This is a genomic window from Sphingomonas sp., assembly GCF_035714405.1.
Lineage (GTDB): Bacteria > Pseudomonadota > Alphaproteobacteria > Sphingomonadales > Sphingomonadaceae > Sphingomonas.
In genome coordinates, this window is record NZ_DASTMA010000018.1 from 158,325 (window position 1) to 183,541 (window position 25,217).

The window sequence follows — 25,217 nt, forward strand, 5'->3', positions numbered from 1 at the left end:
GGGACTCGTCACCCCGGCGCCAGGGCCGTTATCCACAGCCGTTTGCCGCAAGCGGCTTGAGGCACGACCGGCGTCGGGCCAAGGCACGGCAATGGCCACTCTCGCGTTTCCTGCTCCCGTACCCGCACCTGAGCCATTGCAGCTGCCCCGCAACGTCGAGGCGGAGGCGGCGATGCTCGGGGCGATGATGATCGACAACCGGCTGGCCGACGATCTGCTCGATCGATTGGAGCCCGCACATTTCTATGAGCCGCTGCACGGCCGCGTGTTCGCGGCGATCCGGACGCTGCGCTCGAACGACATGCTCGCCACCCCCGTGACGCTGCGGCCGATGTTCGAGGCGGACGAGGCGATGAAGGAGCTGGGCGGTCCGGCATATCTGGCGGGGCTGACCGGATCGGGCGCGGGGCTGATCGGTGCGCGGCAGTTCGCGACGCAGATCTACGATCTCGCGATGCTGCGCGCGCTGGTGACGGTGGGCCGCACGCTGGTCGACCGCGCCATGGACACTTCCGAGGAGGTCAATCCGCGCGCGCAGATCGAGCTGGCCGAGGAGGAGCTGTTCAAGGTCGCGGCGGACGGTGGCGCGGAGAACGCGACCAAGACCTTCGCACAGGCGACGACGATGGCGGTCAAGATGGCCGAGCGCGCGCTCAACTCCGGCGGCAATCTGTCGGGCGTGACGACCGGGCTCGACTCGATCAATGCCAAGATCGGCGGCATGCATCATTCCGACCTGATGATCCTCGCCGGCCGGCCGGGGATGGGCAAGACTTCGCTCGCGACCAACATCGCCTTCAACGCCGCGTCGCGATGGATGCGGGACATGCGCGACGGGATCGCGCCCAAGGAGTCGGTCGGCGCCAAAGTCGCCTTTTTCAGCCTCGAGATGAGCGCCGACCAGCTGGCGACGCGTATTCTTTCGGAGCAATCGGGGATCAGCTCCGAGGCTTTGCGCATGGGCAAGATTTCCAAGGCGGACTTCAGCCGGCTGGCGTCGGCGGCGGCGGAGCTGGAGAACCTGCCGTTGTTCATCGACGATACCGGCGGGCTGTCGATCTCCGCGCTGCACACCCGCGTCCGGCGGCTGCAGCGACGGCACAACAACGAGATCGGGCTGATCGTCGTCGATTACCTCCAGCTGCTGACCGGCTCCGGCAAGCAGACGGACGGCAACCGGGTGCAGGAGATTTCCGAAATCTCGCGCGGATTGAAGACGTTGGCCAAGGATCTGAACGTGCCGGTGCTGGCACTGTCGCAGCTCAGCCGTGCGGTCGAGCAGCGCGAGGACAAGCGGCCGATGCTCTCCGACCTGCGTGAATCGGGCTCGATCGAACAGGACGCCGACATGGTCTGGTTCGTCTATCGCGAGGATTACTACGTCGCCGCCAAGGAGCCGAAGCGGCCGAGCGAGGGCGACGATGCCCGCGTCTTTGACGACCATGCGAAATGGGCGGCGGACATGGAGCGCGTCTATGGCCTGGCCGAGCTGATCGTCGCCAAGCAGCGCCACGGCTCGACCGGGAAGGTGATGATGAAGTTCGACCCAACGGTGACGAAGTTCAGCGACTATGCAGGCTACTGACCGGCCAGGAACCTAACAAAAGGCAAGTTCGTCGAGGCCCCCTGTTCATCGACAGGAGTGTCCCATGCGTAACCCCTTGCTATTCAGCGGTGCCGCCGCCGCCATCCTGGTCTTGGCGTCGCCCGTTATGGCGCAGAGCCAGAGCGATCGCGCCCGGGCCGCGATCGCGGCTGCGCGCGCGAAGATCGAGGTCGCGGGCAAGCTGAGCGCCAGCGGCGAGACACCGCGCATGCAGGCCGAGGCGGCTGCCGCGCTGCGTACTGCGGAGGAGCGGTTGGAAAGCGGTCGCGAGCGCGAGGCCATCGCCGAGGCCAATCGCGCCCAGACCATCGCCGACACGGCAATCGGTGTCGCGGAGCGCAATCGCGCGAGCGCAACGGCATCTCAGCAGGCCGAAGCACAGGCCGCCGCAGGTGCCGCGCAGCAGCAGGCGGCCGAAGCCAGCGCCCGTGCCGCTGCCGCCGAACAGGCTGCCGCTGCCGCCCAGGCGGATGCCGCCGCGGCCCAGGCAGCGCCGCCGGTCGTGGTCGCGCCACCGACGCCGGCTACCACCATCACCACCGAGACCGTGCGGACCACGCCGGTCGTGGCGCGAGCGACCGTGCGTACGCCCGTACACAAACGCACCGCTCGTATTGTCAAGCGAAAGCCCGCCGCAAGCGCGACCGTGCGCACGACCACAACGGTCCGAACCGACTGATGCGAGGAGGCGGGCGACACCTTGCCGCCGCCGCTTTGTCAGAATACCGGTTCTTCGTCCGGCCGATTGGGCAGGTGGATGCCGCATTCCACCTTGTCCCAACCGCGCCAGCGGCCGGCGCGCGGATCCTCGCCCGGCTGGATCTTCGACGTGCAGGGTGCGCAGCCGATCGACGCATAGCCTTGCGCCTCCAGCGGATGGCGCGGCAGTTCGTGCACCGCGAAATAGGCGTCGAGATCGGCCTTGGACCAGTCCGCCAGCGGGTTGATCTTCAGCCGGCCCTCGTCAGCCTCGAAGCGCGGCATGGCGATGCGGGTGCCGGCCTGAAAGCCCTTGCGGCCGCTGATCCAGGCGTCGAACGGCGTCAGCGCGCGGCGCAGCGGCTCGACCTTGCGCAGGTCGCAGCAGCCGTCGGGATCGTAGGACCAGCGCATGCCGGTGCGGTCCTTGGCGGCGAGCAGGCGCGGGTCGGGCCGGAACACGCGCAGGTCGGTGAAGCCGAGCTGCTCGGCCGTGGTGTCCCGATAAGCGAGCGTCTCGCCGAACATCTTCTGCGTGTTGACCGATATCACCGGAACATCCGGGTCGATCTGTGCGATCAGGTGCAGAAGCACCGCGGACTCGGCGCCGAACGAGGATACCGTCGCGACCCGGCCGTGTAGTTCACCGGCAAGCAATTCGCGCAGCATCGCGGGCGCCGACACGCCGGCGAAGCGCGCCTGCATCTCGGCCGCGTCGACCTTGGTAAAGGGCGGCGCGGTGTCGATGAAGTCGATGACGCGCGCGGGCTCAGCCATGGCGCTTCTTCCATACCGGCACGACCGCATCTGCGGCGGTTTGGTAATGCTCGGTGTAGCGATCGAGCGCACGCTCGAGCACCGCGGGATCGATCGGTGTTTCCGGCGCGAAGCTGTCGAAGCCGCAGCGGCGCATGAAAGGCAGCTGGTCGACGAGCACGTCGCCGGCGGCGCGAAGCTCGCCCGCATAGCCGGCCTCGCGCAGGATACGGGCGGACGAGTAGCCGCGACCATCGCGGTAGGTGGGAAAGCTCACCTCGACGAGCGCCAGCTGGCCCAGATGCGGCAGCAGCGCGCGCGCGTCGTCCCCGGCCTCCAGCCGCACTGCGTTGGCGTTCGTCTGTCCGTCGAGGAATGCGTCGAGTGTGACCGCCGGCTCCTGATGCTCGATGTCGCCGCGAAAGCGGAGCAGGCCTTCTGAACCGCCCGACAGCGTCAGGCTGGTCTGGTCGGGATCAGCCATAGATCGCCTCCTTGAACGGCTCAATTCCAACCCGGCGATAGGTATCGAGGAAGCGCTCGCCATCCGTCCGCTCGGCCAGATAACGGTCGGTAACGCGCTCGATCGCGTCGACCACGCCGTCCTCGGAGAAGCCTGGGCCGGTGATCTTGCCGAGGCTGACGTCCTCCGCGCCAGAGCCGCCGAGCAGGAGCTGGTAATTCTCCGTGCCCTTCCGGTCGACGCCGAGGATGCCGATGTGGCCGGCGTGGTGGTGGCCGCAGGCGTTGATGCAGCCGCTGATCTTGAGCTTGAGCTCGCCAAGGTTGCGCTGCCGCTCGGGGCTGGCGAAGCGGGTCGCGATCTTCTGCGCCACCGGGATCGAGCGCGCGTTGGCGAGGCTGCAATAATCGAGGCCGGGGCAGGCGATGATGTCGGAGATGAGGTCCAGGTTCGCCTCGGCCAGCCCCACGCCCGTCAACGCTTGCCACAAGGCCGGCAAATCCGCGGTGCGAACGTGGGGGAGGACGATGTTCTGCGCATGCGTGACGCGCAGCTCATCGAAGCTGTAACGTTCGGCGAGGTCCGCCATCAGGTCGATCTGGTCGGCCGAGGCATCGCCTGGGATGCCGCCGATCGGCTTGAGGCTGATCGTCACCACCGCATAGCCGGGGCGCTTGTGCGGATGCGTGTTCTGGTCGAGCCAGACCGCGAAGTCGGGGTCGGAACGATCCGCCGCCGCTGCGTCACCTGCCTCGAAGGCGGGATCGGCGAACATCGCCGTGATGCGCTCCAGTTCGGCCAGCGGCGGGTCGATGCCGAGCTGCTTCACCAGCGCCCATTCTTCCTCGACCTGGCGGCGGTATTCGTTGGCGCCGAGCTCGTGGAGCAGGATCTTGATGCGCGCCTTGTAGATATTGTCGCGCCGACCGTAGCGATTGTAGACCCGCAAGCACGCCTCGAGGTAGCTCATCAGCTCCTCGGCGCGGACGAAGCCCTTGATCTCGGGCGCGATCATCGGGGTGCGGCCCATGCCGCCGCCGACGAACACCTTCGCGCCGAGCACGCCGTCCTGCTCGACCAACCGGATACCGATGTCGTGGAGGCGCATTGCGGCGCGATCGGTGTCGGACGCGATCACCGCGATCTTGAACTTGCGTGGCAGGTAGCTGAATTCGGGATGGAAGGTCGACCACTGCCGGATCAGCTCCGCCCAGGGGCGCGGGTCCGCGACCTCGTCGGCAGCGGCGCCGGCGAACTGATCGGACGAGATGTTGCGGATGCAGTTGCCGCTGGTCTGGATGGCGTGCATCTCGACCGTCGCCAGATCGGCGAGGATGTCGGGCGCGTCCTCGAGCTTGATCCAGTTGTACTGGATGTTCTGGCGGGTGGTGAAATGGCCATAGCCGCGGTCGTACTTGCGGGCGATGTGGCCGAGCATGCGCATCTGACGACTGTCTAGGGTGCCGTAAGGCACTGCGACGCGCAGCATGTAGGCGTGGAGCTGCAGATAAAGACCGTTCATCAGCCGCAGCGGCTTGAACTGGTCCTCGGTCAGCTGACCGGCGAGGCGGCGCTGCACCTGATCGCGGAACTCGTCGACACGGGCATCGACGATGGACTGATCGTATTCGTCATATTTGTACATCAGATCACCCAGGAGCCGGCGGCGGGATCGCTCGGCTTCAGCGTCAGGTCGGGGCGCACGGTGGGGCCGAGCGCGCGGATGCGGTCCTTGATATGCGCGGGGCGGGGGCCGTCCGCGGTCGGGGTCGCGTCGATCACATAGGCGCCGTTGACGCGCCGCGCGCCTTCCTCGGCGCGGGCGAGCGGTTCGCCCTCGGTGCCGACGTCCGCCGCCTCCTCGACATGGCGCGACCAGTTGGAGCCGGTCCACCAGATCACGTCGCCTGTCGGGAGGTCGTTGCCGGTGAGCAATTTCACGCGTGCGCCTCCTCAGCCGCGCGGGCCCAGCGGGCGAGCTTGTCGGCGGCGTCGCTCAGCTCCACCACCTCGCCGACGACGATGATCGCCGGGCTGCAGACCTGTTCTCGCGCCACCATCGGGCCGAGATCGGCGAGGAGGGTCTTGAGCGCGCGGGAGCCGGGGCAGGTGCCGCGCTCCAGCACTGCCACCGACATGTCGGGGGCGACGCCGTCGCCGATCAGCTTGTCGGCGATGTCGGCGGCGGTGGCGACGCCCATATAGATGACCAGCGTGCGGCCCTGGCCGGCGAGCCCGGACCAGTCCTGATCGGCCAGGCCTTTGCACTGACCCGCGACGAAGCTGACCGCGCTGGAATGATCGCGATGGGTCAACGGCAGCATCGCCTCCGCCGCCGCGCCGAGTGCCGCGGAAATGCCGGGCACGACCTCGACCGGCAGGCCGGCGGCGCGCACCGCTTCGACCTCTTCCCCGCCGCGGCCGAAGATGAAGGGATCGCCGCCCTTCAGCCGCACGACGATCGCGCCGGTCTTCACATGCGCGACGATCAGCGCGTTGATCGCTTCCTGCGGCAGGGTGTGACGGGCGCGGCGCTTGGCGACCGAGATGCGCTGCGCGGCGGCGGGGGCGAGTTCGAGGACGCGCGGGTCGATCAGCCCGTCATGGACGACGATATCCGCCTGCTCCAGCGCCCGGACGGCCCGGACGGTGAGCAGCTCGGGATCGCCGGGTCCGGCACCGACGAGGATGACGCGGCCGCGCGCCTGCGGATCGAGGAGTGTCGCCATGATCGGCAGATGCGCTTCGGGAGTGGCGGGTGCAAGCGAGGGGTTGCTTGGGGTGAGGGTAGGAGAGCTTTGCGAGGGACGGAGAGCATCGGATCATCTCCTCTTCTCCGGCGGAGGCCGGGCCCAGTTGCGGGCTTCGTGCTTAGCGCTGACTTCCCTCGACGCGTTGATGGCGACTGGGCCCCCGCCTTCGCCGGGGAAGAAGAATCGTCGGAACGAGATCTACGAGTCGCGCAGCCCGACGCCGATGCTGGCGCGGGCGGCGTCGGCTTCGTTGCTGACGACCGGATAGGCGCAATAGTCGGCCGCATAATAGGCCGACGGGCGGTGATTGCCCGACCAACCGACGCCGCCGAACGGGGCATTGGAGGGCGCGCCGTTGGTGGGGCGGTTCCAGTTGACCACACCGGCGCGGATGCCGGCCCAGAAGCGGTCGTAGAGCGCCGGCGTCTGGCTGATAAGCGACGCCGACAGGCCATAGCGGGTGGCGTTCGCCTCCTCGATCGCCTCGTCGAAATCATGCGCCCGAAAGACCTGGAGGATCGGTCCGAACAGTTCGATGTCCGGGCGCTCGGGCATGTCGGTGACGTCGATCAGCGCGGGCGCCAGGAACGGCAGGGCCGGATCGGCGCGCTCGAGGTGGCGGATCGGCCGGCCACCGCGGGTGATGAGACCGACAAAGCCGTCAGCGAGCTGATCGGCGGCCGCGTTGTCGATCACCGGGCCCATGAAGGGCTGAGGGTCGCCATGGGGATCGCCGACGATCAGGCGGCCGGCTAACGCGTCGACCGCCGCCACCAGCGGCTCATAGAGCGCGTCCTGTACGATCAGGCGCCGGGCGCAGGTGCAGCGCTGGCCGGCCGAGGTGAAGGCGGACTGGACGACGATCGTCGCGGCGGTGGCGATGTCGGGCGTGTCCCAGACCACGATCGGATTGTTGCCGCCCATCTCCAGCGCCAGGATCTTCTCGGGCTTGGCGGCGAAGGCACGGTTGAGTGCGAGGCCGGTGCGCGCCGAGCCGGTGAACAGCAGCCCGTCGATGCCGGGATGCTCGGCCAGCGCCTTGCCCGCCGCCGGACCGCCGATCACCAGCCGGATGCATTCGGGCGGCACGCCGGCGGCACGGTAGCATTCGGCCAGGAAGGCGCCGGATGCGGGTGTCTTCTCCGACGGCTTGAATACCACCGCATTGCCGGCGAGCAGTGCTGGGACGATGTGGCCGTTGGGCAAATGCGCGGGAAAATTATAAGGCCCGAGCACCGCCAGCACGCCATGCGGCTTGTGGCGGATGGCGACGCGCGCGCCCATCGCGCCCTCGGAGCGACGCTGCGAAGTACGTTCGGCATAGGCGCTAACCGAGATGTCGATCTTGCCGATCACCGAGTCGACCTCGGTCTTGGCTTCCCATAGCGGCTTGCCGGTTTCGCGCGCGATCAGGTCGGCGAAGGCGTCGGCACGGGCGCGGACGGTGTTGGCAAAGCGGCGCATCGTCTCCACCCGGACGGTGAGTGGTTTCGCGGCCCAGGCGGGCCAGCCGGCGCGGGCGCAGGCGACCTCCTCGTCCACATCGCTGACGCCTGCGCGCCACAGCAGCGCGCCGGTGGCGGGTTCGTGGGAGAGGAGCTCTTCCGGCATCGGGCGCGGTATTGCCGGAGTGAGGGGCCGGGGCAAGGCCACCCTTGATCCTCCCCGTGCATGCGGCGGCTATGGGTGCTTGTCGAGGAAGGGATGATGAGCGTTCGCCCCCGAACTTAGCGGGCAAGCTGCCCGAAACGAACCAATCCATTGCGGGCCTCTCGGCGAAGTTGCGCTAAGCAGGCGGCGTCACGCGCCAACGTACGACGATCTCTCCTTGGTCGCGCCATTCTGCCAGCTTCGTGTCGCCGGGCAAGCGGCTGCCGCCGAGCCGTTGCGCGCGCCCGCCCTGCGCCTTATCTCTCGGCCGACAGTTTCGGGGAGTGTGCCAGTGACCAGCTTCGACGACCGCAAGGACGCGTTCGAAACCAAACACGTCCGGGACGAGGAGATGGCGTTTCGCATCACCGCGCGGCGCAACCGTCTGGTCGGCGCCTGGGCGGCGCAGCAGATGGGGCTGACCCCGGAAGAGACCGACGCCTATTGCAAGGCGGTGGTGCAGGCGGATTTCGAGGAAGCCGGCGACGAGGACGTGGTCCGCAAGCTGGTCGGCGATCTGGGCGCGGCCGGGGTGACGGTGGACGACACCGCCGTCCGCCGGGCGCTCGCCGAGCAGATGGTCGAGGCCCGTCGTCAGCTCATGGAGGTGAAGTAGCAGCGATGCCGATGGCCGCCGACGAAATCGCCGACATGATCCGGGCCGCCCTGCCGGACGCCGACGTCGAGATCACCGACCTGGCGGGTGACGGCGACCATTATGCGGCGCGGGTGACCAGTGCCGCTTTTGCGGGCCTGAGCCGGGTCCGCCAGCATCAGACCGTCTATGCCGCGCTGGGGGGCCGCATGGGCGGCGTACTCCACGCCCTGCAACTCACCACCGCCGTTCCGAAGGTAAGCGCATGACCCCCAATCTTTCCGACGACTCGCACACCCGCATCGACAGCCTGGTAAAGGCCAATCCGGTCGTGCTGTTCATGAAGGGCAGTCCGCTGTTCCCGCAATGCGGCTTTTCCAGCCGCGCGATCGCGATCCTCAACCATCTCGGCACCGAGTTCGAGAGTGTCGACGTGCTGCAGGATCAGGGTATCCGCCAGGGCATCAAGGCCTACTCGGACTGGCCGACCATCCCCCAGCTCTATGTCAATGGCGAGTTCGTCGGCGGCTCGGACATCATGATGGAGATGTACGAGTCGGGTGAACTGGCCGCGCTGCTACAGCCGGTCGACGCGCGCTGAATGAGGGCTGACGGAGGCGTTCAGTGCTCCGTCGCCCGCTCGGCGGCATAGCGCAGGGATGCTGCCGAAGAACGATCAGGATTGGGGAAGCGCCGGCACGAGCGCGGAACGACCGCTGCTCGTCTGCGACCTGACCCAAAGCTATTCGCCCGCCGGCGGCGGCGGGATCAGCACCTATCTGCGCGAGAAGCGCGACCATGTGCTCGCCCATACGCCGCACCGGCTGCTCCAGATCGTGCCGGGACGCGAGGATCGGGTCACCGTCATCGGCCGCCACATCTTCGTCGAGGTGGCGAGCGACCTGGTGCGGGGCAGCCCGAACTATCGCTTCATCCTGCGCGTGGCCAAGGTCCGCGCGCTGCTGGCGGAGTATCAGCCCGACATCATCGAATCGCTCTGCCCTTGGGTGCTGCCCTGGGCCGCGATCCACCATCGCCGGCGGTATCCGCACACCGCGCTGGTGGCGGGGTACCGGACCGATTTCCCCAACGCGCACGTCCTGCGGGTCGGCGTCGACAAGCTGGGGCAGGTGCTCGGCCGCGGCTTTTACGCGCTCAGCCTCGGCTATGCGGAGATCACCTATCGCGAGTTCGACTGGGTCTACACGCTCGGCGAGGAGGCGCGGCAGGCGCTGGCCAGGCGCAAGATCACGCGCACCAGCGTACTGCCGCTGGGGGTCGATACCGACACCTTCTCACCCGCCAGGCGCGATCCGGCGTACCGTGCCTCGCTGGGACTGGGCGGCGACGGGCCGCTGCTCGCCTATGCCGGGCGGATCGACAATGAAAAGCGCGCCGACCGGCTGGTTGCGATGTTCCGCCAGCTGCCACCTGAGCTCGACGCGGCGATGGTGCTGATCGGCGACGGCAAGCTGCGAAGCGCGTTGCAGGAGGAGGCGAGGGGGCTGCCGATCGTGTTCCCCGGCTTCGAATCGGATCGTCACCAGCTCGCCCGCGCGCTGGCGTCGTCGGACCTCTATGTATCGGCGATGGCGGACGAGACCTTCGGCATCTCGATCATCGAGGCGCAGGCATGCGGGTTGCCGGTGATCGGGGTCGCATCCGGAGCGATGCCCGCACGGGTGCCGGATGGGTTGGGGGCGCTAGGGCCGGTCGACGATGTCGCGACCATGGCGACGCACGTCCAGGCTTTATGGGCCGGCGATCACCGCGCGGTGAGCCGTGCCGCACGCGCGCATGTCGTGCGCGACTTCAGCTGGCGGGCGACGTTCGGGCGGCTGTTCGGCGAGATCTATCCGGCGGCGCTGACCAGGGCGGCGGGGCGTGGGGACCGGGTGCGGGTGGACCGGCGCGAGATCGTCTGAGCGACCGGTCCACCCTGCTGAAGCGCGGCGTCGCGCAACGGTACCGGCAACGATGCAGACGGTGTGCCAATCGGACTGGATCGCGTGTTTGCGCGGGGTACGTTGGTTAACGGCTCAAGCTTTGCCTCACCGTCTGTAAGCCGCGCCGACACTGCTTCTCGTGGTATTGACTACGCGCGTAATCAGTGGGATTACACGCGTAGTCACCAAGGGGAGTGAGTCGTGACCGAACGCATCAGCGATGCCGAGCACGCCGTGATGGAAGTGCTGTGGGAGCAGGCGCCGCTCACCGCCCAGGATGTCGTCGAGCGGGTCGATCCGGAGCGCGGCTGGAGCGCCAACACGGTCAAGACTCTGCTCGGTCGGCTGCTCGCCAAGGCGGCGATCGCGCACGAGGAGGACGGCCGGCGCTATCTCTACCGGCCGCTCGTGCAACGCGACGATTATGTCAGCGGGGAGTCGCGGCGGCTCATGGACCGGCTGTTCGGCGGCAAGCTGACGCCGCTGGTCGCCCACCTTGCCGAGCGCGACGAGCTGACCGCGGAGGACGTGGCCGAGATCGAGGCGCTGCTCCGCGAGTTGAAATCGTGATCGGCTCTGTCGGGTTCGGCTCCGCCGCCTGGCTGATCGACGCGCTGATCGCGTCGGCGCTGCTGATGGCCGCGGTGCTGGTCGCGCGCGGGCCGATCCGCCGCGCATTCGGGCCGCAGGTGGCCTATGCGCTTTGGGCGCTGCCGCTGCTGCGGCTGCTGATGCCGCCGCTGCCCGCGGGCTGGTGGCAGACCGCCACCACCCCGATCTCGCGCGCCGGTGAGACTATCGCCACGGTATTCGTGTTCGAGACCGCGGCGCCCGCCACCTCCGCCGCCCCGGTTGCAGCACTGCCACTGGGCACCGTCCTCGCATTCGCCTGGGCGGCCGGGGCGGCCGCGTTCCTGGTCTGGCACCTCGTCCGCCACGCGCGCTTCTGCGGCGCCATCGTCCGCACCGCCGAGCAGGTCGAGGACCGCGACGGCATCCGCGTCATCGCCAGTCCCGTCGCACCCGGCCCGCTCGCCTTCGGTATCTGGCGCCGCTACGTCGCGTTTCCGCGCGACTTCACCGACCGCTATGACGCTGACGAGCGCGCGCTCGCGCTGGCGCATGAACTGGGCCATCATGCCCGGCGCGACCTGCTAGCCAACTGGGCGGGACTGGTGGTGCTGGCGCTGCACTGGTTCAATCCGCTCGCCTGGCGCGCCTTCCACGCGTTCCGCGCCGACCAGGAGCTCGCCAACGACGCGCGCGTCCTCGCGGGCTGCGCGCCGGCCGATCGCCACGCCTATGGCCGCGCGATCGTCAAGGCCGCGCATGGCGGCGCGGTGTCGGCCGCGTGCCACCTCCATACCATTTCCGATCTGAAGGGGAGATTGAGGATGCTCACTGTGTCGCGCGCCTCGCGCCGCCGCCTCGCCGCCGGCTCCGCCGCCGTGACCCTGCTGGTCGCGGGCGGGCTGGGGCTGACCGCATCGAGCAGCGCCGCCGAGCAGATCCGCGAGCGACTGGACCTGCCGCTGCCGGCGCTGGCGCCGATCGCACCGCCAGCCACGACACCGGTGGTTGCCGCCGCCGTGCAGCTCCCGCCCGTGCCGCCGATGCCGAAGGTGTCGAATGCGCGGCGCAAGCATGTCGTGGTGGTGAAGAAGGACGGCAAGACCGAGACCTTCGAGGGTGCCGACGCCGACAAGTACCTGGCCGAGCACGACCTGCCGCTGCCGCCGCTGCCGCCGCATGTGCTGCGCGGCCCGACCCCGCCGCTTCCGCCCCACGCGCCCAGCGTGTTCCGCTCGGAGAAGGGCAAGGACGGCAAGTATCAGGTCTGGGTTCCCCGTAATATCCCCGAGGTGACCAGCACCCGTTGCCCGGGCAACGCCAGCAAACCGGTGGTCGAAAACCACAACAAGGACGGCAGGCAGCGCATCGTCATCTGTACCAATCGCATTGACGCGATGGCGCGCAGTGCGGAGCGGCTCGCGCTGCAGGACGTGCGGGTCGAGCAGCACGCGATGATGAGCGCGCGCACCGGCCTGGCGATGGCGCGCGCCGCGATCGAACGCGACCGCAACCTGTCCGACGAGCAGCGCGAGCAGGCGCTGGAGGGCATCGCGCAGGCCGAGGCGGAGGTCCGCGCCCACTGAGATCCCGAGCGGAGTCGATCCGCTCGGTATAACCTCGACCCGTCACCTCCGTGCGATCGCCGGAGGGAAGTCCGCCGGCGTGCGCGCTGTCCCGAGCAGCGCGACCGTCGTTGGACAACGGCCGGACGCGTCCGGCCTGACGGGCCCTTTGTCGCCGGTTGCCAAGCCGGCCCGCGACCGCCATCTGCCGATCATGCCCGAGCACCCCACCGGCGTTCCCGTCCAGCTCGAGCCGATCGTCACGCGCATCCTGGCGCCAAACCCGTCGCCCTTCACCTTCACCGGCACCCAGACGCATATCGTCGGCACTAACGACCTCGCCGTCATCGACCCGGGTCCGGACGAGGCGGGGCATCTGGACGCGCTGCTCGCGGTCATCGCCGGCCGGCCGGTCACCGCCATCGTCGTCACCCATCATCATCGCGACCATAGCCCAGCGACGCGGCCACTCGCCGCCGCCACCGGCGCCCCGATCGTCGGTGCCGCGCCGGTGTTCGTGCGCGACGACGGCCCACGCGCCGACGCCGGCTTCGACGTCGACTACCAGCCAGACCGCGTCCTGGCGGAAGGCCAGCGGCTGACGGGTGAGGGCTGGACCCTGGCGGCAATCGCGACCCCCGGCCATACCTCCAATCACCTCGCCTTTGCCTTGCCGGAGAGTGGCGCGCTGTTCCCCGGCGACCACGTCATGGGCTGGTCGACGACCGTCGTATCGCCGCCCGACGGCGACATGGCCGCCTATATGGCCAGCCTCGACAAGCTGCTCGCCCGCGACGACCGGGTCTATTATCCCGGCCATGGCGATCGGATCGACAACCCCCGCCGCCTGGTGCGCGGCCTGCTTGGTCATCGCCGCCAGCGCGAGGGGCAGATCCTGCGCCTGCTCGACGACTCGCCGCAGCCGATCGGCGCAATGGTCGCGCGCATGTATGTCGGGCTCGACCCGCGTCTGGTGCCCGCCGCCGAACGCTCGGTGCTGGCCCACCTCTTCGATCTGCGCGGGCGCGGCATGGTGAGCGAGCGGGACGAGGGCGTGTGGCGAAGGGGCTGATCCTGGGTGCGCTGGCGTTGCTGGCGGTGCTGGGCGCGATCCTGTGGCAACAGCGCCGCGCCGATCGGGCGGAGTGGGAAGCGGGTCTTGCCGCCTCGCGCACGCTCAGCGCCGTGTTCGAGCGCACCAGCGCGTTGCAGGTCGCCCGTCTCTCCGGCGAGGCGATCACCCGTGTCCAGGGGGCCAGCGGGCCGGGCGGATTGTTCCGCAACGTCCAGGTGACGCGCGCGCCGTACGCCGTCGACTACACCGTCGATCTCAGCCGCCTGTCAACGGCGGACTATCGCTGGAACCCGAAAGAGCGCGTGATGATCGTGACGGTGCCGGAAGTCACGCCGGCGCCGCCGCGCGTCGACATGGCACGCGCGCGATCACTTCAGGACGGGATCTACATCTCCCGAGGGTCCGGCCTCGCGATGGGCCAGCGCGTCGCGGGAAACCTCGCGGCGGCTGCCGGCGAGAAGGCGCGCGCACCCGACAACATGGCGCGCGCGCAGGCGGCGGCGCGCGCTGCCGTCCAGGCCCTGGTTAGGGCGCCGCTAAGCGCAGCCGGAATCGGCGACGTGAAAGTGGTCGTCCGGCTGCCGGGCGAGGCACGGGCGGCCGGGGTGGAAGCCGAGCGATGGGACGAGAGCCGGCCGCTCGCTGAGGTGCTGCGCGAGGCCCGCTGAGGTCATTGCACCCGCACCCCATGCGGGCCACATACTCCGCATGACCTTCCAGCCCCAGACCCTCGCCGGCCTCGACCTGCACGCCGAGATCGACCGCCTGCGCCGCGAGCGCAACGCGGTGATCCTCGCCCATTATTACCAAAAGCCCGAGTTGCAGGACATCGCGGACTTCGTCGGCGACAGCCTCGACCTCAGCCGCAAGGCGGCCGAAACCGACGCCGATGTCATCGCCTTCTGTGGCGTCCGCTTCATGGCGCAGACCGCGAAAATCCTGTCGCCGGACAAGATCGTCGTGCTGCCCGACATGGATGCCGGCTGCAGCCTGGAGGACAGCTGTCCGCCCGAGCAGTTCGCCGCCTTCCGCGCGGCGCATCCGGATCATATCGCGCTGACGTACATCAACTGCTCGACCGAGGTGAAAGCGCTCAGCGACATCATCGTCACCTCGTCTTCGGCCGAGAAGATCCTCTCCCAGATTCCGCACAGCCAGCCCATCATATTCGGCCCCGACCGCAATCTCGGCGGCTACCTGACCCGCAAGACCGGGCGCGATATGCTGCTCTGGCCGGGCGTGTGCATCGTCCACGAGGCGTTCAGCGAGACCGAGCTGTTGAAGCTCAAGGCACAGCATCCCGGCGCGCCCGTCGCGGCGCACCCCGAATGCCCGGCGATCATCCTCGACCATGCCGATTATGTCGGATCGACGCGCGGCATCCTCGAATTCGCGCAGAGCTTTCCCGGGGACACGCTGATCGTGGCGACCGAGCCGCACATCATCCACCAGATGGAGAAGAAGCTGCCCGACAAGCACTTTATCGGCGCGCCCGGTGCGGACGGGAACTGCAACTGCAACATCTGCCCGTACATGGCGCTCAACACGATGGAGAAGCTCTACGTCTCCTTGCGCGACCTGGAGCCGCGGATCGAGATTGAGGAGGGTCTGCGGCTCCGCGCCAAGAAGAGCCTCGACGCCATGCTGTCGATGGCGAGCGCGACGGTGGGGCAGGGCGACCTCGGCCCCGGGCCGGTGACGGGGGACTAGGCAAGCAGCGCGGCCAACTTGGCCACGGTGTTCATGTTGCGCGCCGTCCCGGGCGCGGCGGCGGGGATGGTGAGCTTCGACCGGCCCATGCCGTCGTCGGTGTAGCGGACGTAGATTTCGCGCGTGCCCAGCGCCATCTCCTCGCCGTCCAGGTGTCGCGCATATTCCAACGCGTCGGCAGGCGGCGCGGCGTCCAGCATCGTCACCAGGACGCGGTTACCCGACGCCGCCGGGAAGGGATTGTCGTCCCTGATCCGTGCCATCTCCGCCGCCGTGCGGACGATGACGGCTACTGGCCTGCCCAACTGCGCGGCGAGCTGCGTCGACAGCGCCGTCTTTACCGCGGCTTCGTGGGCATCGGTGTCGAACAGCAGGTTGCCGCTGGCGATGAAGGTGCGTGGTCGCGCGTAGCCGAGCGTCGTCGCGGCATCGATCAGCTGCTCCTTGCGGATCGTGCTCGCCGCGCCGAGGTTGATCGCGCGCAGCAGCGCCACATAGCTCGTCATCGTCCCTCGCCCGGAATCGCTGTCCTACAGCCGATCACCTGTCTAGGCTGGGGTGATGAACCTAGTCTTCACCTCCCGCTGCCGCCGGTCGGCTGGGCACGGCGGCCGCTCGCTTCCGCTCTATTACGGCTCCGGCGAATAAAGCGCGATGCCGACAACTTCGACAACTTCGCTCGCGGGCTTCGACCTCGACGCCTTCGTCACCGCCACACTGGCGGAAGACCTGGGGCAGGCAGGCGACATTACGTCAGCCGCGGTGATCCCCGCTGATGCGCGGTTCGGCGCCACGATGGACAGCCGCGAGGCGATCATCGTCGCCGGTCTACTGATCGCGGAAGCGTTCTTCCGGGCGCTCGACCCTGCTGTGCGGATCGAGCGGCTGGTGGAGGAGGGCGCGCGCGTGTCGGCGGGCGCCGACCTGATGCGGCTGGAGGGGAGCGCCCGCGCGCTGCTCACCGCCGAACGTTCTGCGCTCAACACCGTGCAGCACCTGTCGGGCATCGCGACGATGACGCGCAGCTATGCCGACAAGCTGCTCGGGACGGGCGCGATCCTGCTCGATACGCGCAAGACGCTGCCCGGGCTTCGGGTGCTGGAGAAATACGCGACGCGAACGGGCGGCGCGCAGAACCATCGCATGGGGCTGTGGGACGCGGCGATGATCAAGGACAACCACGTCGCCGTGGCAGGCGGGGTCGCCGAAGCCGTCCGCCGCGCGCGCGACGCCGGCATCGCGGAGGTTATCGTCGAGGTCGACCGCGTCGACCAGATCGAACCGGCGCTGGCCGCCGGCGCGACGCGGCTGTTGCTCGACAATATGGACCCGCCCACCTTGCGCGGCGCGGTGACGCTGGTCGGCGGCCGGGTGCCGACCGAGGCATCTGGTGGCGTGCGGCTGGAAACGATCCGCGCCATCGGCGAAACCGGCGTGACATACGTCAGCGTCGGGCGGCTGACCCAGTCGGCTCCGGCGGCCGATATCGGACTGGATTTCGTGCTCGCCTGAGGCAAGAACAGGGGTAACAAGGGAGGATCACCATGCAACGTCCGCCGTCGATGATCAATTTCGAACGCTATTATCTCGGCGCGCTCGCCATCGGGCTGATCAACACCGCCTTGAGCTGGTCCACCTATCTGCGGGTGCCCGCGATCATCCAGGCGCAGGCGGCGATCGGCAGCTGGTATCTGCCCACGGTCACTGCAATCGGCTTTCTCATTCCGCTGGCGCTCTGGTACTTCACCGCGCGGCGCGGCAGCGTCGTCGCCAAATGGTTCATCACCGTATTTTTCGGCTTTGGGGTTCTGAGCCTGTTGATCAGCCTCGGCATGGGGAGCTTCCCCAGCACCATCGCGGCCGTGTTGTCGGTGGTGGCGCTGGTGCTCAATGCCCTGGCGGTGTGGATGCTGTTCAAGCCCGACGCAAAGGCGTGGTTCGGCGAGCGTCCGGCGGATAGCCCTTCGGCGTGAAGGCGGCCGTGCTCGCGACGGCGGCGCTGCTCGCGCCCGTCTCGGCGGGTGCGCAGGCTCTGCGGTGCGCGGTGCCATCCGGCATCGACCGGCCGCGCCCGGACCGTGCGTCGCCCGATCAGCCGCGCCGGGTGCTGCCGGTTGCCGGCTACAAGCTCGCGCTGACCTGGAGCCCGCAATATTGCCGGAGCCGCGAGGGAGGGTTTCAATGCGGTGAGGGCAACCGCTTTGGCTTCACGCTGCATGGGTTGTGGCCGGACGGCCCGGGCCGCGAGTGGCCGGAATATTGCGCGCCCGCGGCGCTGCTGCCTGACTCGGTGGTGCGCGCCAATATCTGCGCGACGCCGTCTGCGCAGCTGCTACAGCACGAATGGGCGAAGCATGGCACCTGCATGCGCGGCTATGGCCCGGTTAGCTACTTCGCCCGCGCGACCGGCCTGTACGGCAAGCTCCGCTATCCGGATATGGACGCCCTGTCGCGCCGGCGGCTCAAGGCGGGCAGGCTGGCGGCCGAGATGGTGCGGCTGAACCCAGGCCTGGCTGCCGAGGCGATTGCGGTAACCACGACGCGCGACGGGTGGCTGGACGAGATCTGGCTCTGCCTCGATCGGCGGTTCCGCTACGTCCGCTGCCGTCCCGGCACGGGCGTTACGCCGGGCAGCGATATCCGGATCTGGCGCGGACGCCGCTAACGCTGGTCGATCAGCACGGTGGCGGGATGGTGCTTGTCCAGATGCCGCTTGATGATCCGCAGGTTGCGGGTGTTGGAGCGGAAGAAGAAGTCCGGGATCGCGCCGACGAAGGGGATCAGGCCGAGCAGCCAGTCGACGCCGACATTGCCGAACAGCCGCGCGATCTGCGCCTTCGACATGCCCAGGTTGCGCGCCTCCCAGGCCAGCCAACTGCCGATCGCCGCGCCCGCCGTGCTGCCGGCGATCGGCAGCAGGTCGAGGATCACGTCCAACCCGACCTTGCGGTTGGTGCCGGGGATTGTGAACAGCCCCTCCATCACCCGCTCCACCGCCTCGATACGGCGGCGCACCGACGCCGGGTCGCGGCCCATCGGCAACTGGTCGAAAGCTTGAAGGCGGGTGGGCTGGTTCATGGTGTTCAGTTGGGATCGATACGCAGGCGGTTCAATGGATGCCAGGCGCGCGCGTTCGGCCGCCATGCGCGTAGCCGCGGAGAGACCAGCGACCAGCGCAGCGGCCGAGCCAGCGGAATGTACGAGATGTCCGCAGCCAGCGCGGCATCGGCCTCCGCGATGCGTTGCGCCCGCTCCGCCAGCGTCGGTGCCTCGCGTGCGGCTTCCAGCGCCGCCTGCGCCGGTTCGCCGCAGGGCTGGCAGGCGGTGGCGAGATACCAGCGCGCGCTGTCATAGGGCGCGACCGCGTCGAGCAGGCGCAGGTCGGCCGGAGCGGTGGCGGCGACCCGCTCGGGCGTGACGCCGACGAGCAGCAGCGATCGGGCGATCTGGCCCCATAGCCGGGTCGCCCCGGCGCCCTCGGGAAGGCCGATGCGCAGCGTTACGGGCTTGCGGAAGGCGGCGACGCGGGCGCGGGCGAAAGCCTGCCGTTCCACCATCGTCCGCCCCGCCCAAGGCGCGGGCAGGGTGGCCGCCGCCGAGTCGAGCCGGTCCGGGAGCAGGCGCGGGTCGGCCGTCCAGTCGGGTGAGACCGCGAAGACCGCCGCAACCTCGTCGATCGCCTGCGCGATCGCCAGCCGGTTGGCGGCGTCTGCGAGGAACCCTTCGCGACGGACGAAGAGGAGGCCGAACAACCCTGCCGCAGGATCGACCTGTATCATTGCCGCGCGCGGCTGCAGCGCGACCACCAGCGGCCAGTCGGCAAAAGTACCTCCGGCGACGAGATCGACCTCGCCTACCGCGAAGCGCGCCAGGGCAACCGCCGCGCGATCACCGCGCAGTCGCACGGCGTCAGCGGCATTGGCGCCCGGCTGATCCGGCCGGGCGGGATCGCCCAACGGCCGCAGCGTCGGCGCGTCGGCTGGTCCGCTCATCCGCATCGGTCCGCTGCCGAAGCGGCCGGCGCGCAGGATGGCGAGCTCCGGCTGCGCGAACAGCTTCAACAGGTCGGGGCGGGGCCGGCTCAGCCGCACTTCGATGACTTGCGGCGTCATGATGACGATCTCGTCGATCGCGCTCAGGAAGGGGAGCAGGGGATTGCGCGAGCCGGGTGCGATCTGCCGCCGCAGCTGCGCCACGACCTGCTCGGCGGAGACGGGCTGGCCATCGGCCCAGCCAGCCTCTCGCAGGCGGAAGATGTAACTGGCGCCGTCATCGATGACGATCCATCGTTCCGCCAGCCCCGGCTCGATCTGGCCTGCCGCATCGAAGCGGACCAGCCCCTGCGCCACCGCATCGGTCAACAGCCGCGACGGTGTTCCGGCAGCGGTACGGCGGGGTGGCGCCAGCGTCGGCGGTGATCCGATCGCGCTGACCGACACCGGGTCGGTATCGGCACGCCAGCCGCAGCCGGCGAGCATCAGCGCGGCAAGGGTGGTGCGGACGGCGGGACTCGAACCCGCACTCCAGGGGAAGGCGATTTTAAGTCGCCTGCGTCTACCGATTTCGCCACGTCCGCGCACGCATGCGGGACAAGCGCACTCGATCGGACATTGCAAGCGGACATGGTGGGTGGCTGCCTCGAGCGAGGCATTTGGCATGGCGTCGAACTTGGTTTGGGATCGGGCTGCCCGCGCCTGCGCTGAGCACTCGGCTTACCTCAAGCGATGGCGGTCAGACATTCAGCCGAGCGCGCATTTCTTTGCCGGGTTTGAAATACGGTACTCGCTTGGCGTCAACTTCCACCGTGTCGCCGGTGCGGGGATTGCGCCCGGTTCGAGCGTCGCGAGCGCGGGTGGAGAACGCACCGAAGCCGCGCAGCTCTACCCGCCCTCCCTGCGCCAGCCGCGCCACGATCTCGTCGAACAAGGTGGTGACGATCGCCTCCACCTCACGCGGGCTCAGGTCGGGATGCGCTTCCGCTACCTTCTGCACCAGCTCGGATCGGATCATCGCGCCCCCCTCGTAATATCAACCCGCTAACAAAAGTTACCTGTCGGCCATAGCATGGATGCGACTCGGATGCGATCGGGGCGTCCCTGCACAGGACGCCCCGATGCGGTTACTCGCCGGTGCGCGCCTTGAGCGCCGCGCCCAGGATATCGCCCAGCGACGCGCCCGAGTCGGACGAGCCGTACTGCGCAACGGCCTGCTTCTCCTCGGCGATCTGCATCGCCTTGACGGAGAAGGTCGGCTTCTTGGAGCGGTCGAAGCCGGTGACCATGGCGTCGAACTTCTGTGCGACCTGGAAGCGCTCCGGGCGCTGCTCGTCGCGGTCACGGCCGAGATCGATGCGCTTGATGAAGCCGGTCACGCCATCGTCGCCGACCTGCACCTCGAGACCCGCGTCGCGGACCTCGAGCACGGTGACGGTGACGACCTGGTTCTTGCGGAGCTCGCCACCCGTGGCAACGCTCGCCGCCGACGGGCCGCCGCGCTCGAGCTGCTTCATGCCCAGGCTGATGCGCTCCTTCTCGGCATCGACGTCGAGCACGATCGCCTGGACGGTCTCGCCCTTGCGGTGCAGCGCCAGCGCATCCTCGCCCGACACGCCCCAGGCGATGTCCGACATGTGGACCATGCCGTCGACATCGTTGTCGAGACCGATGAACAGGCCGAACTCGGTCGCGTTCTTGACCTCGCCCTCGACCGTCGTGCCGACCGGATGGGCGGCGGCGAAGGCGTCCCATGGATTGTTCTGCGCCTGCTTGAGGCCAAGCGAGATGCGGCGCTTCTCGACGTCGACCTCGAGCACCATCACGTCGACCTCCTGCGAGGTGCTGACGATCTTGCCCGGATGGACGTTCTTCTTGGTCCAGCTCATCTCGGAGACGTGGACCAAGCCCTCGATGCCAGCCTCGAGCTCGACGAATGCGCCATATTCGGTGATGTTCGTCACGCGGCCGGACAGCTTGGCGCCGACCGGATACTTGGCCGCGGCGCCATCCCACGGATCGGACTCGAGCTGCTTCATGCCGAGGCTGATGCGCTGCGTGTCCTTGTTGATGCGGATGATCTGCACCTTGACGGTGTCGCCGATGTTAAGCGCCTCCGACGGATGCTGAACGCGCTTGTAGCTCAAGTCGGTGACGTGCAGCAGGCCGTCGATGCCGCCCAGGTCGACGAATGCACCGTAATCGGTGATGTTCTTGACGACGCCGTCGATGATCTGGCCCTCATGGAGCGACTGGATCAGGCCGGTACGCTGCTCGGCGCGGGTCTCTTCCAGCACGGCGCGACGCGAGACGACGATGTTGCCGCGCTTGCGATCCATCTTCAGGATCTGGAAGGGCTGGGGAATGTCCATCAGCGGCGTGACGTCACGCACCGGGCGGATGTCGACCTGGCTGCCCGGCAGGAAGGCGACGGCGCCCGACAGGTCGACGGTGAAGCCGCCCTTGACCCGCCCGAAGATCACGCCCTCGACGCGCGCAGTCTTGGCGAATTCGGTCTCGAGCTTGTCCCAGGCGGCTTCGCGGCGCGCGCGGTCGCGGCTGAGCATCGCCTCGCCGTGCATGTTCTCGACGCGGTCGACATAGACCTCGACCTCGTCGCCGACCTTCAGCTCCGCCTTCTGACCGGGTGCGGCGAACTCGCGCAGCGGCACGCGGCCCTCGGACTTCAGACCGACGTCGATCACCGCCAGGTCGTTCTCGATGGCGGTGACGGTGCCGTGCACCACGCGACCCTCGAAGCTGTCGGCGCCGCCGAACATCTCGTCGAGCATCGCCGCGAAATCGTCGCGAGTGGGAAGGGCTTGGGTAGCCATAGGGGTCAGGTCGTCCTCAGTCATGTCCGGCCGGCCGGTTGTGTCCGGCGGTCTTCAAGCCGTGCCGCCCCGGTCGCACCATGCGAACCGCGGCATCCGAGTAGACAAAGGCAGCGGAGGAGCTAGACGCGAAATGCGAAAAGGGCGCGTGAGGACAAGCCTCCGCGCCGACCTCCGCGAGCAGCAGCCCGCCGGATGCCCCGACTTAGCGCAGAGTGGGCGCGAGAGCAAGGTCGACGCCCGCGCGCGGCGACGCTTCTCACCTTTCGCGCCGATTCGGCAGTTCCGTTGCGGCGTCGAGCAACATTCTTGCGTCGAGCCCTTGAGCCGCCCAGCGGACATCCTGCCTATCGAGTGCCCGCAGCGCGGCCAGCGCAAGTCGGTTCTCGTAATGGGTTCGCCAGCCGACATGCCGCCCGCGATAGAAGACTTCAACGCGACGGGGCTCCAGGCCGGCGGCCATGCCGACGTCGAGTGCCTCTGCACCGACCCGGGCCTGCGCCGCCTCCCAGGCGCGCGCGAAAGGGCTGTCCACGCCGGCACGCGCCCGCAGCTGATAGGCAGAGCGCGCGGACCGTCCGACCGATCGTGCTGCCACGGCCACGACGCCGCTCCGCGCGAGTACCGCGATGAAGGCGCGCTGTACCTCCGCCGTCCAGCCGTTCGCGCCGCGATAGGCGCTGACGACGGGGGTGAAGAGGAGGAGGTCGTCGGGCGCTTCGGCCGAGTCGGGCTGGGTCATGGATGCGGCATGGCAAAGCGCCGGGGTTGTAGGACAGCGGTTTCGCGACGTCGGCGGAATTGCGATACGCGAATGCTGAAGGTCTGTTTGTTGTGGAAAGCGGACGTTTGATGGGTTCGAGGTCACCGATGGGGCGGGAATGATCGGATAGGGCACCTCCGTGATGCTTAGACGGAGCTTGCGATCGTCATCATCCTATCGGGCCGTTGGACGATGGCATGCAGTCGGTGATACGAGCTGCGACGATGCTAAGCTTCATGACTGGCGGTGGCGAGATGGGCGCCGCCATCCGCGCGTTCCCGTGGGCCGACAGCGCTCTCGGTCCGCCGGCGCACTGGACATCCTCGCTCAAGGCGCTGGTCGGTGTCCTGCTCGATGCCAAGCAGCCGATGTTCGTGGTCTGGGGCCCCGACCAGAGCCTGCTCTACAATGATAGCTATGCGGCAGTGCTGGCGAGCAAACATCCAGCCGCGCTGGGCCGACCATTCCTCGACGTATGGTCTGAAATCAGGGCTGACCTGGCCCCCATCGTCGAGCAAGCCTATGCGGGATCTCCCGTCCACATGGACGACATTCCGCTCGTCATGGAGCGGCGCGGCTTTCGCGAGGAGACGCATTTCGCGTTTTCCTATACGCCGATCCGGGGAGAGGAAGGCGATGTCCAGGGCTTCTTCTGCGCCTGCACGGAGATCACCGACCAGGTCTTCGCCGATCGGCGCTCTGCGGCCGAGCGGGAAGGTTTGTTCAGGTTGTCTCGCGACCTGTTCGCCGTCGCGAGCTTCGACGGGTTTCTGAAGTCCGTTAACCCCGCCTGGTCGCGCACTCTCGGCCGAACCGACGAGGAGCTGCTCGCGCGGCCGTTCGCCGACATCATTCATCCGGACGATCTGCCGGCCACAGCCGAGGTCGTCGCGAAGCTGAGTGGGGGCGAGCCGGTTCACCAGTTCCAGGTGCGGCTGCTCAAAGCCGACGGCGATGCGGTCGAGTTCGCCTGGTCGGCCGTGCCGGACTCCATTCGGGCTTCGAACACCTTCTACACCGTGGGCCGTGACATCTCGGAGGAGTTGCGGCGCGAGGAGATGCTCCGGCAAAGTCAGAAGATGGAGGCCGTGGGGCAACTTACCGGCGGACTGGCGCATGACTTCAACAATCTGCTCGCCGGCATCTCAGGCTCGCTCGAGCTGATCACCATGCGGCTGGCGCAAGGACGGACCGCAGAAGTCGAGAAATACGCCACGGCGGCGCAAGGCGCCGCTAGCCGCGCCGCGGCCCTGACGCACAGACTCCTCGCCTTTTCACGCCGCCAGACGCTCGCGCCCAAGCCGACTGACGTGAAGAAGCTCGTTTCCGGTATGGAAGACCTGATCGGGCGCACCATCGGTCCGAACATCCAGCTCGAGACGGTGAATTCCGCCGGGCTCTGGCCAAGCCTGATCGATCCGAGCCAACTCGAAAACGCGATCCTCAACCTCTGCATCAATGCGCGTGACGCCATGCCGGATGGGGGCAAGATCACCATCGAGACCGGGAACAGCTGGATGGATCAGCGGGCGGCGAAGGAGCGGGGCCTGGAGCCGGGTCAGTACATATCGCTATGCGTCTCCGACACGGGAACGGGCATGACGCCCGAGGTAATCGGCAAGGCGTTCGACCCGTTCTTTACGACCAAGCCGATCGGCGTCGGCACCGGGCTCGGTCTGTCGATGATATATGGCTTCGCCCAGCAGTCCGGCGGCGCGGTCAGGATTTACTCGGAACCGGGCCAGGGAACGCTGGTTTGTGTGTACCTGCCTCGGCACTGGGGCGAGACCGTGGCTGAGGACCCAGGCGCCGACCTGGCGGACGCACCGCGCGGGGACGGCGAGACGGTCCTCGTCATCGATGACGAGCCGACTGTGCGGATGCTGGTCACCGAAGTGCTCTCCGATCTGGGCTACAACGCACTGGAAGCCGATGACGGAGCGGCCGGGCTGAAGATACTCAACTCCGGAGCGCGCGTGGACCTGCTGGTGACGGACGTCGGGCTCCCAGGTGGCCTGAACGGGCGGCAGGTCGCCGACGCGGGGCGCGCGGCGCGGCCTGGCCTGAAAGTGCTCTTCATCACCGGCTATGCGGAAAACGCGGTGCTCAGCCACGGTCACCTGGACCCGGGAATGCATGTGCTCACCAAGCCGTTCGCCATGGACGCGCTGGCCACCCGCATCCGCGAGCTGATCGAGGAGTGATCTTCGGACCTGTCGTCTTCGACCGGGTCGAGGGCG

At 68.3% G+C, this 25,217-nt stretch carries 27 protein-coding genes and 1 tRNA gene; 15 read left to right on the forward strand and 13 right to left on the reverse strand.

Going from position 1 to position 25,217, the window contains the following annotated elements:
- Nucleotides 1–91 precede the first annotated feature (91 nt).
- Together VFQ64_RS07625 and VFQ64_RS07630 are read left to right on the forward strand one after the other, a co-directional pair.
- Nucleotides 92–1,585 (forward strand): replicative DNA helicase, encoded by a 1,494-nt coding sequence (locus tag VFQ64_RS07625; RefSeq protein ID WP_325102698.1) that lies wholly within the window; start codon nucleotides 92–94, stop codon nucleotides 1,583–1,585.
- A 64-nt stretch (nucleotides 1,586–1,649) separates the two neighbouring features.
- A complete protein-coding gene (locus VFQ64_RS07630; RefSeq protein WP_325102699.1) occupies nucleotides 1,650–2,285 on the forward strand; it encodes a hypothetical protein in 636 nt (211 codons plus the stop codon).
- A 38-nt stretch (nucleotides 2,286–2,323) separates the two neighbouring features.
- On the opposite strand, the gene VFQ64_RS07635 is transcribed toward VFQ64_RS07630, so the two are convergent.
- From VFQ64_RS07635 to astD, 6 genes are all read right to left on the reverse strand, one after another.
- On the reverse strand, nucleotides 2,324–3,082 hold the full coding sequence (locus VFQ64_RS07635) for a phosphoadenylyl-sulfate reductase (RefSeq protein WP_325102700.1): 759 nt from the start codon (nucleotides 3,080–3,082) through the stop codon (nucleotides 2,324–2,326).
- Nucleotides 3,075–3,545 carry a DUF934 domain-containing protein gene (locus VFQ64_RS07640; RefSeq protein WP_325102701.1) on the reverse strand — a complete coding sequence of 157 codons (471 nt, stop codon included), beginning with the start codon at nucleotides 3,543–3,545 and terminating at the stop codon, nucleotides 3,075–3,077. The genes VFQ64_RS07635 and VFQ64_RS07640 overlap by 8 nt, the downstream gene beginning before the upstream one ends.
- Entirely contained in the window at nucleotides 3,538–5,169 is a 1,632-nt protein-coding gene (locus VFQ64_RS07645; RefSeq protein ID WP_325102702.1) for a nitrite/sulfite reductase, read from the reverse strand. The genes VFQ64_RS07640 and VFQ64_RS07645 overlap by 8 nt, the downstream gene beginning before the upstream one ends.
- Entirely contained in the window at nucleotides 5,169–5,465 is a 297-nt protein-coding gene (locus VFQ64_RS07650) for a DUF2849 domain-containing protein (RefSeq protein WP_325102703.1), read from the reverse strand. Before VFQ64_RS07650 ends, VFQ64_RS07645 begins: the two co-directional genes overlap by 1 nt.
- Nucleotides 5,462–6,253 (reverse strand): uroporphyrinogen-III C-methyltransferase, encoded by a 792-nt coding sequence (gene cobA / locus VFQ64_RS07655; RefSeq protein WP_325102704.1) that lies wholly within the window; start codon nucleotides 6,251–6,253, stop codon nucleotides 5,462–5,464. The genes VFQ64_RS07650 and cobA overlap by 4 nt, the downstream gene beginning before the upstream one ends.
- Before the next feature lie 222 nt (nucleotides 6,254–6,475).
- Entirely contained in the window at nucleotides 6,476–7,888 is a 1,413-nt protein-coding gene (gene astD, locus VFQ64_RS07660; protein ID WP_325102705.1) for a succinylglutamate-semialdehyde dehydrogenase, read from the reverse strand.
- 331 nt (nucleotides 7,889–8,219) lie between these two features.
- Here astD and VFQ64_RS07665 point away from each other — a divergent pair, with 331 nt between their 5' ends.
- The 9 genes from VFQ64_RS07665 (at nucleotide 8,220) to nadA (ending at nucleotide 15,388) form a co-directional block, all read left to right on the forward strand.
- Complete coding sequence (locus tag VFQ64_RS07665) at nucleotides 8,220–8,543, forward strand: DUF1476 domain-containing protein (RefSeq protein ID WP_325102706.1); 324 nt, start codon at nucleotides 8,220–8,222, stop codon at nucleotides 8,541–8,543.
- Between the two features lie 5 nt (nucleotides 8,544–8,548).
- Nucleotides 8,549–8,791 carry a BolA family transcriptional regulator gene (locus VFQ64_RS07670; protein WP_325102707.1) on the forward strand — a complete coding sequence of 81 codons (243 nt, stop codon included), beginning with the start codon at nucleotides 8,549–8,551 and terminating at the stop codon, nucleotides 8,789–8,791.
- Complete coding sequence (gene grxD / locus VFQ64_RS07675) at nucleotides 8,788–9,123, forward strand: Grx4 family monothiol glutaredoxin (RefSeq protein WP_325102708.1); 336 nt, start codon at nucleotides 8,788–8,790, stop codon at nucleotides 9,121–9,123. The genes VFQ64_RS07670 and grxD overlap by 4 nt, the downstream gene beginning before the upstream one ends.
- 58 nt (nucleotides 9,124–9,181) lie before the next feature.
- The gene (locus VFQ64_RS07680; RefSeq protein ID WP_325102709.1) at nucleotides 9,182–10,447 is read left to right on the forward strand and encodes a glycosyltransferase; all 1,266 of its coding nucleotides are present in this window, start codon (nucleotides 9,182–9,184) and stop codon (nucleotides 10,445–10,447) included.
- A 222-nt stretch (nucleotides 10,448–10,669) separates the two neighbouring features.
- Nucleotides 10,670–11,038, forward strand: a complete 369-nt coding sequence (locus VFQ64_RS07685; RefSeq protein WP_325102710.1) for a BlaI/MecI/CopY family transcriptional regulator — start codon at nucleotides 10,670–10,672, stop codon at nucleotides 11,036–11,038.
- Nucleotides 11,035–12,624 carry a M56 family metallopeptidase gene (locus VFQ64_RS07690; RefSeq protein ID WP_325102711.1) on the forward strand — a complete coding sequence of 530 codons (1,590 nt, stop codon included), beginning with the start codon at nucleotides 11,035–11,037 and terminating at the stop codon, nucleotides 12,622–12,624. The genes VFQ64_RS07685 and VFQ64_RS07690 overlap by 4 nt, the downstream gene beginning before the upstream one ends.
- 193 nt (nucleotides 12,625–12,817) lie before the next feature.
- Nucleotides 12,818–13,675, forward strand: a complete 858-nt coding sequence (locus tag VFQ64_RS07695) for an MBL fold metallo-hydrolase (RefSeq protein ID WP_325102712.1) — start codon at nucleotides 12,818–12,820, stop codon at nucleotides 13,673–13,675.
- Nucleotides 13,660–14,346 (forward strand): hypothetical protein, encoded by a 687-nt coding sequence (locus tag VFQ64_RS07700; RefSeq protein ID WP_325102713.1) that lies wholly within the window; start codon nucleotides 13,660–13,662, stop codon nucleotides 14,344–14,346. The genes VFQ64_RS07695 and VFQ64_RS07700 overlap by 16 nt, the downstream gene beginning before the upstream one ends.
- Before the next feature lie 40 nt (nucleotides 14,347–14,386).
- Nucleotides 14,387–15,388: a quinolinate synthase NadA gene (gene nadA, locus VFQ64_RS07705; RefSeq protein WP_325102714.1), complete on the forward strand. Its 1,002-nt coding sequence runs from the start codon at nucleotides 14,387–14,389 to the stop codon at nucleotides 15,386–15,388.
- Here nadA and VFQ64_RS07710 read toward each other — a convergent pair.
- Entirely contained in the window at nucleotides 15,385–15,894 is a 510-nt protein-coding gene (locus tag VFQ64_RS07710) for a DUF1697 domain-containing protein (RefSeq protein ID WP_325102715.1), read from the reverse strand. The genes nadA and VFQ64_RS07710 overlap by 4 nt on opposite strands.
- A 148-nt stretch (nucleotides 15,895–16,042) precedes the next feature.
- Here VFQ64_RS07710 and nadC point away from each other — a divergent pair, with 148 nt between their 5' ends.
- From nadC to VFQ64_RS07725, 3 genes are read left to right on the forward strand one after another with little or no spacing between them, the layout of a single operon-like run.
- Complete coding sequence (gene nadC, locus VFQ64_RS07715; RefSeq protein ID WP_325102716.1) at nucleotides 16,043–16,900, forward strand: carboxylating nicotinate-nucleotide diphosphorylase; 858 nt, start codon at nucleotides 16,043–16,045, stop codon at nucleotides 16,898–16,900.
- Nucleotides 16,901–16,932: 32 nt separating this feature from the next.
- Nucleotides 16,933–17,361, forward strand: a complete 429-nt coding sequence (locus VFQ64_RS07720; protein WP_325102717.1) for a hypothetical protein — start codon at nucleotides 16,933–16,935, stop codon at nucleotides 17,359–17,361.
- Nucleotides 17,358–18,053 (forward strand): ribonuclease T2 family protein, encoded by a 696-nt coding sequence (locus tag VFQ64_RS07725; RefSeq protein WP_325102718.1) that lies wholly within the window; start codon nucleotides 17,358–17,360, stop codon nucleotides 18,051–18,053. Before VFQ64_RS07720 ends, VFQ64_RS07725 begins: the two co-directional genes overlap by 4 nt.
- On the opposite strand, the gene VFQ64_RS07730 is transcribed toward VFQ64_RS07725, so the two are convergent.
- From VFQ64_RS07730 to VFQ64_RS07755, 6 genes are all read right to left on the reverse strand, one after another.
- The gene (locus VFQ64_RS07730) at nucleotides 18,050–18,466 is read right to left on the reverse strand and encodes a DUF4112 domain-containing protein (RefSeq protein ID WP_325102719.1); all 417 of its coding nucleotides are present in this window, start codon (nucleotides 18,464–18,466) and stop codon (nucleotides 18,050–18,052) included. The genes VFQ64_RS07725 and VFQ64_RS07730 overlap by 4 nt on opposite strands.
- Before the next feature lie 5 nt (nucleotides 18,467–18,471).
- Nucleotides 18,472–19,866 (reverse strand): ABC transporter substrate-binding protein, encoded by a 1,395-nt coding sequence (locus tag VFQ64_RS07735; RefSeq protein WP_325102720.1) that lies wholly within the window; start codon nucleotides 19,864–19,866, stop codon nucleotides 18,472–18,474.
- Between the two features lie 14 nt (nucleotides 19,867–19,880).
- A tRNA-Leu gene (locus tag VFQ64_RS07740) sits at nucleotides 19,881–19,964 on the reverse strand.
- A gap of 155 nt (nucleotides 19,965–20,119) precedes the next feature.
- The gene (gene ihfB / locus VFQ64_RS07745; RefSeq protein ID WP_325102721.1) at nucleotides 20,120–20,398 is read right to left on the reverse strand and encodes an integration host factor subunit beta; all 279 of its coding nucleotides are present in this window, start codon (nucleotides 20,396–20,398) and stop codon (nucleotides 20,120–20,122) included.
- A gap of 109 nt (nucleotides 20,399–20,507) precedes the next feature.
- A complete protein-coding gene (gene rpsA, locus VFQ64_RS07750; RefSeq protein WP_325102722.1) occupies nucleotides 20,508–22,214 on the reverse strand; it encodes a 30S ribosomal protein S1 in 1,707 nt (568 codons plus the stop codon).
- 259 nt (nucleotides 22,215–22,473) lie between these two features.
- Entirely contained in the window at nucleotides 22,474–22,956 is a 483-nt protein-coding gene (locus VFQ64_RS07755) for a hypothetical protein (protein WP_325102723.1), read from the reverse strand.
- Between the two features lie 245 nt (nucleotides 22,957–23,201).
- On the opposite strand from VFQ64_RS07755, the gene VFQ64_RS07760 reads away from it, so the two are divergent.
- Entirely contained in the window at nucleotides 23,202–25,181 is a 1,980-nt protein-coding gene (locus VFQ64_RS07760) for a hybrid sensor histidine kinase/response regulator (RefSeq protein WP_325102724.1), read from the forward strand.
- Nucleotides 25,182–25,217 lie beyond the last annotated feature (36 nt).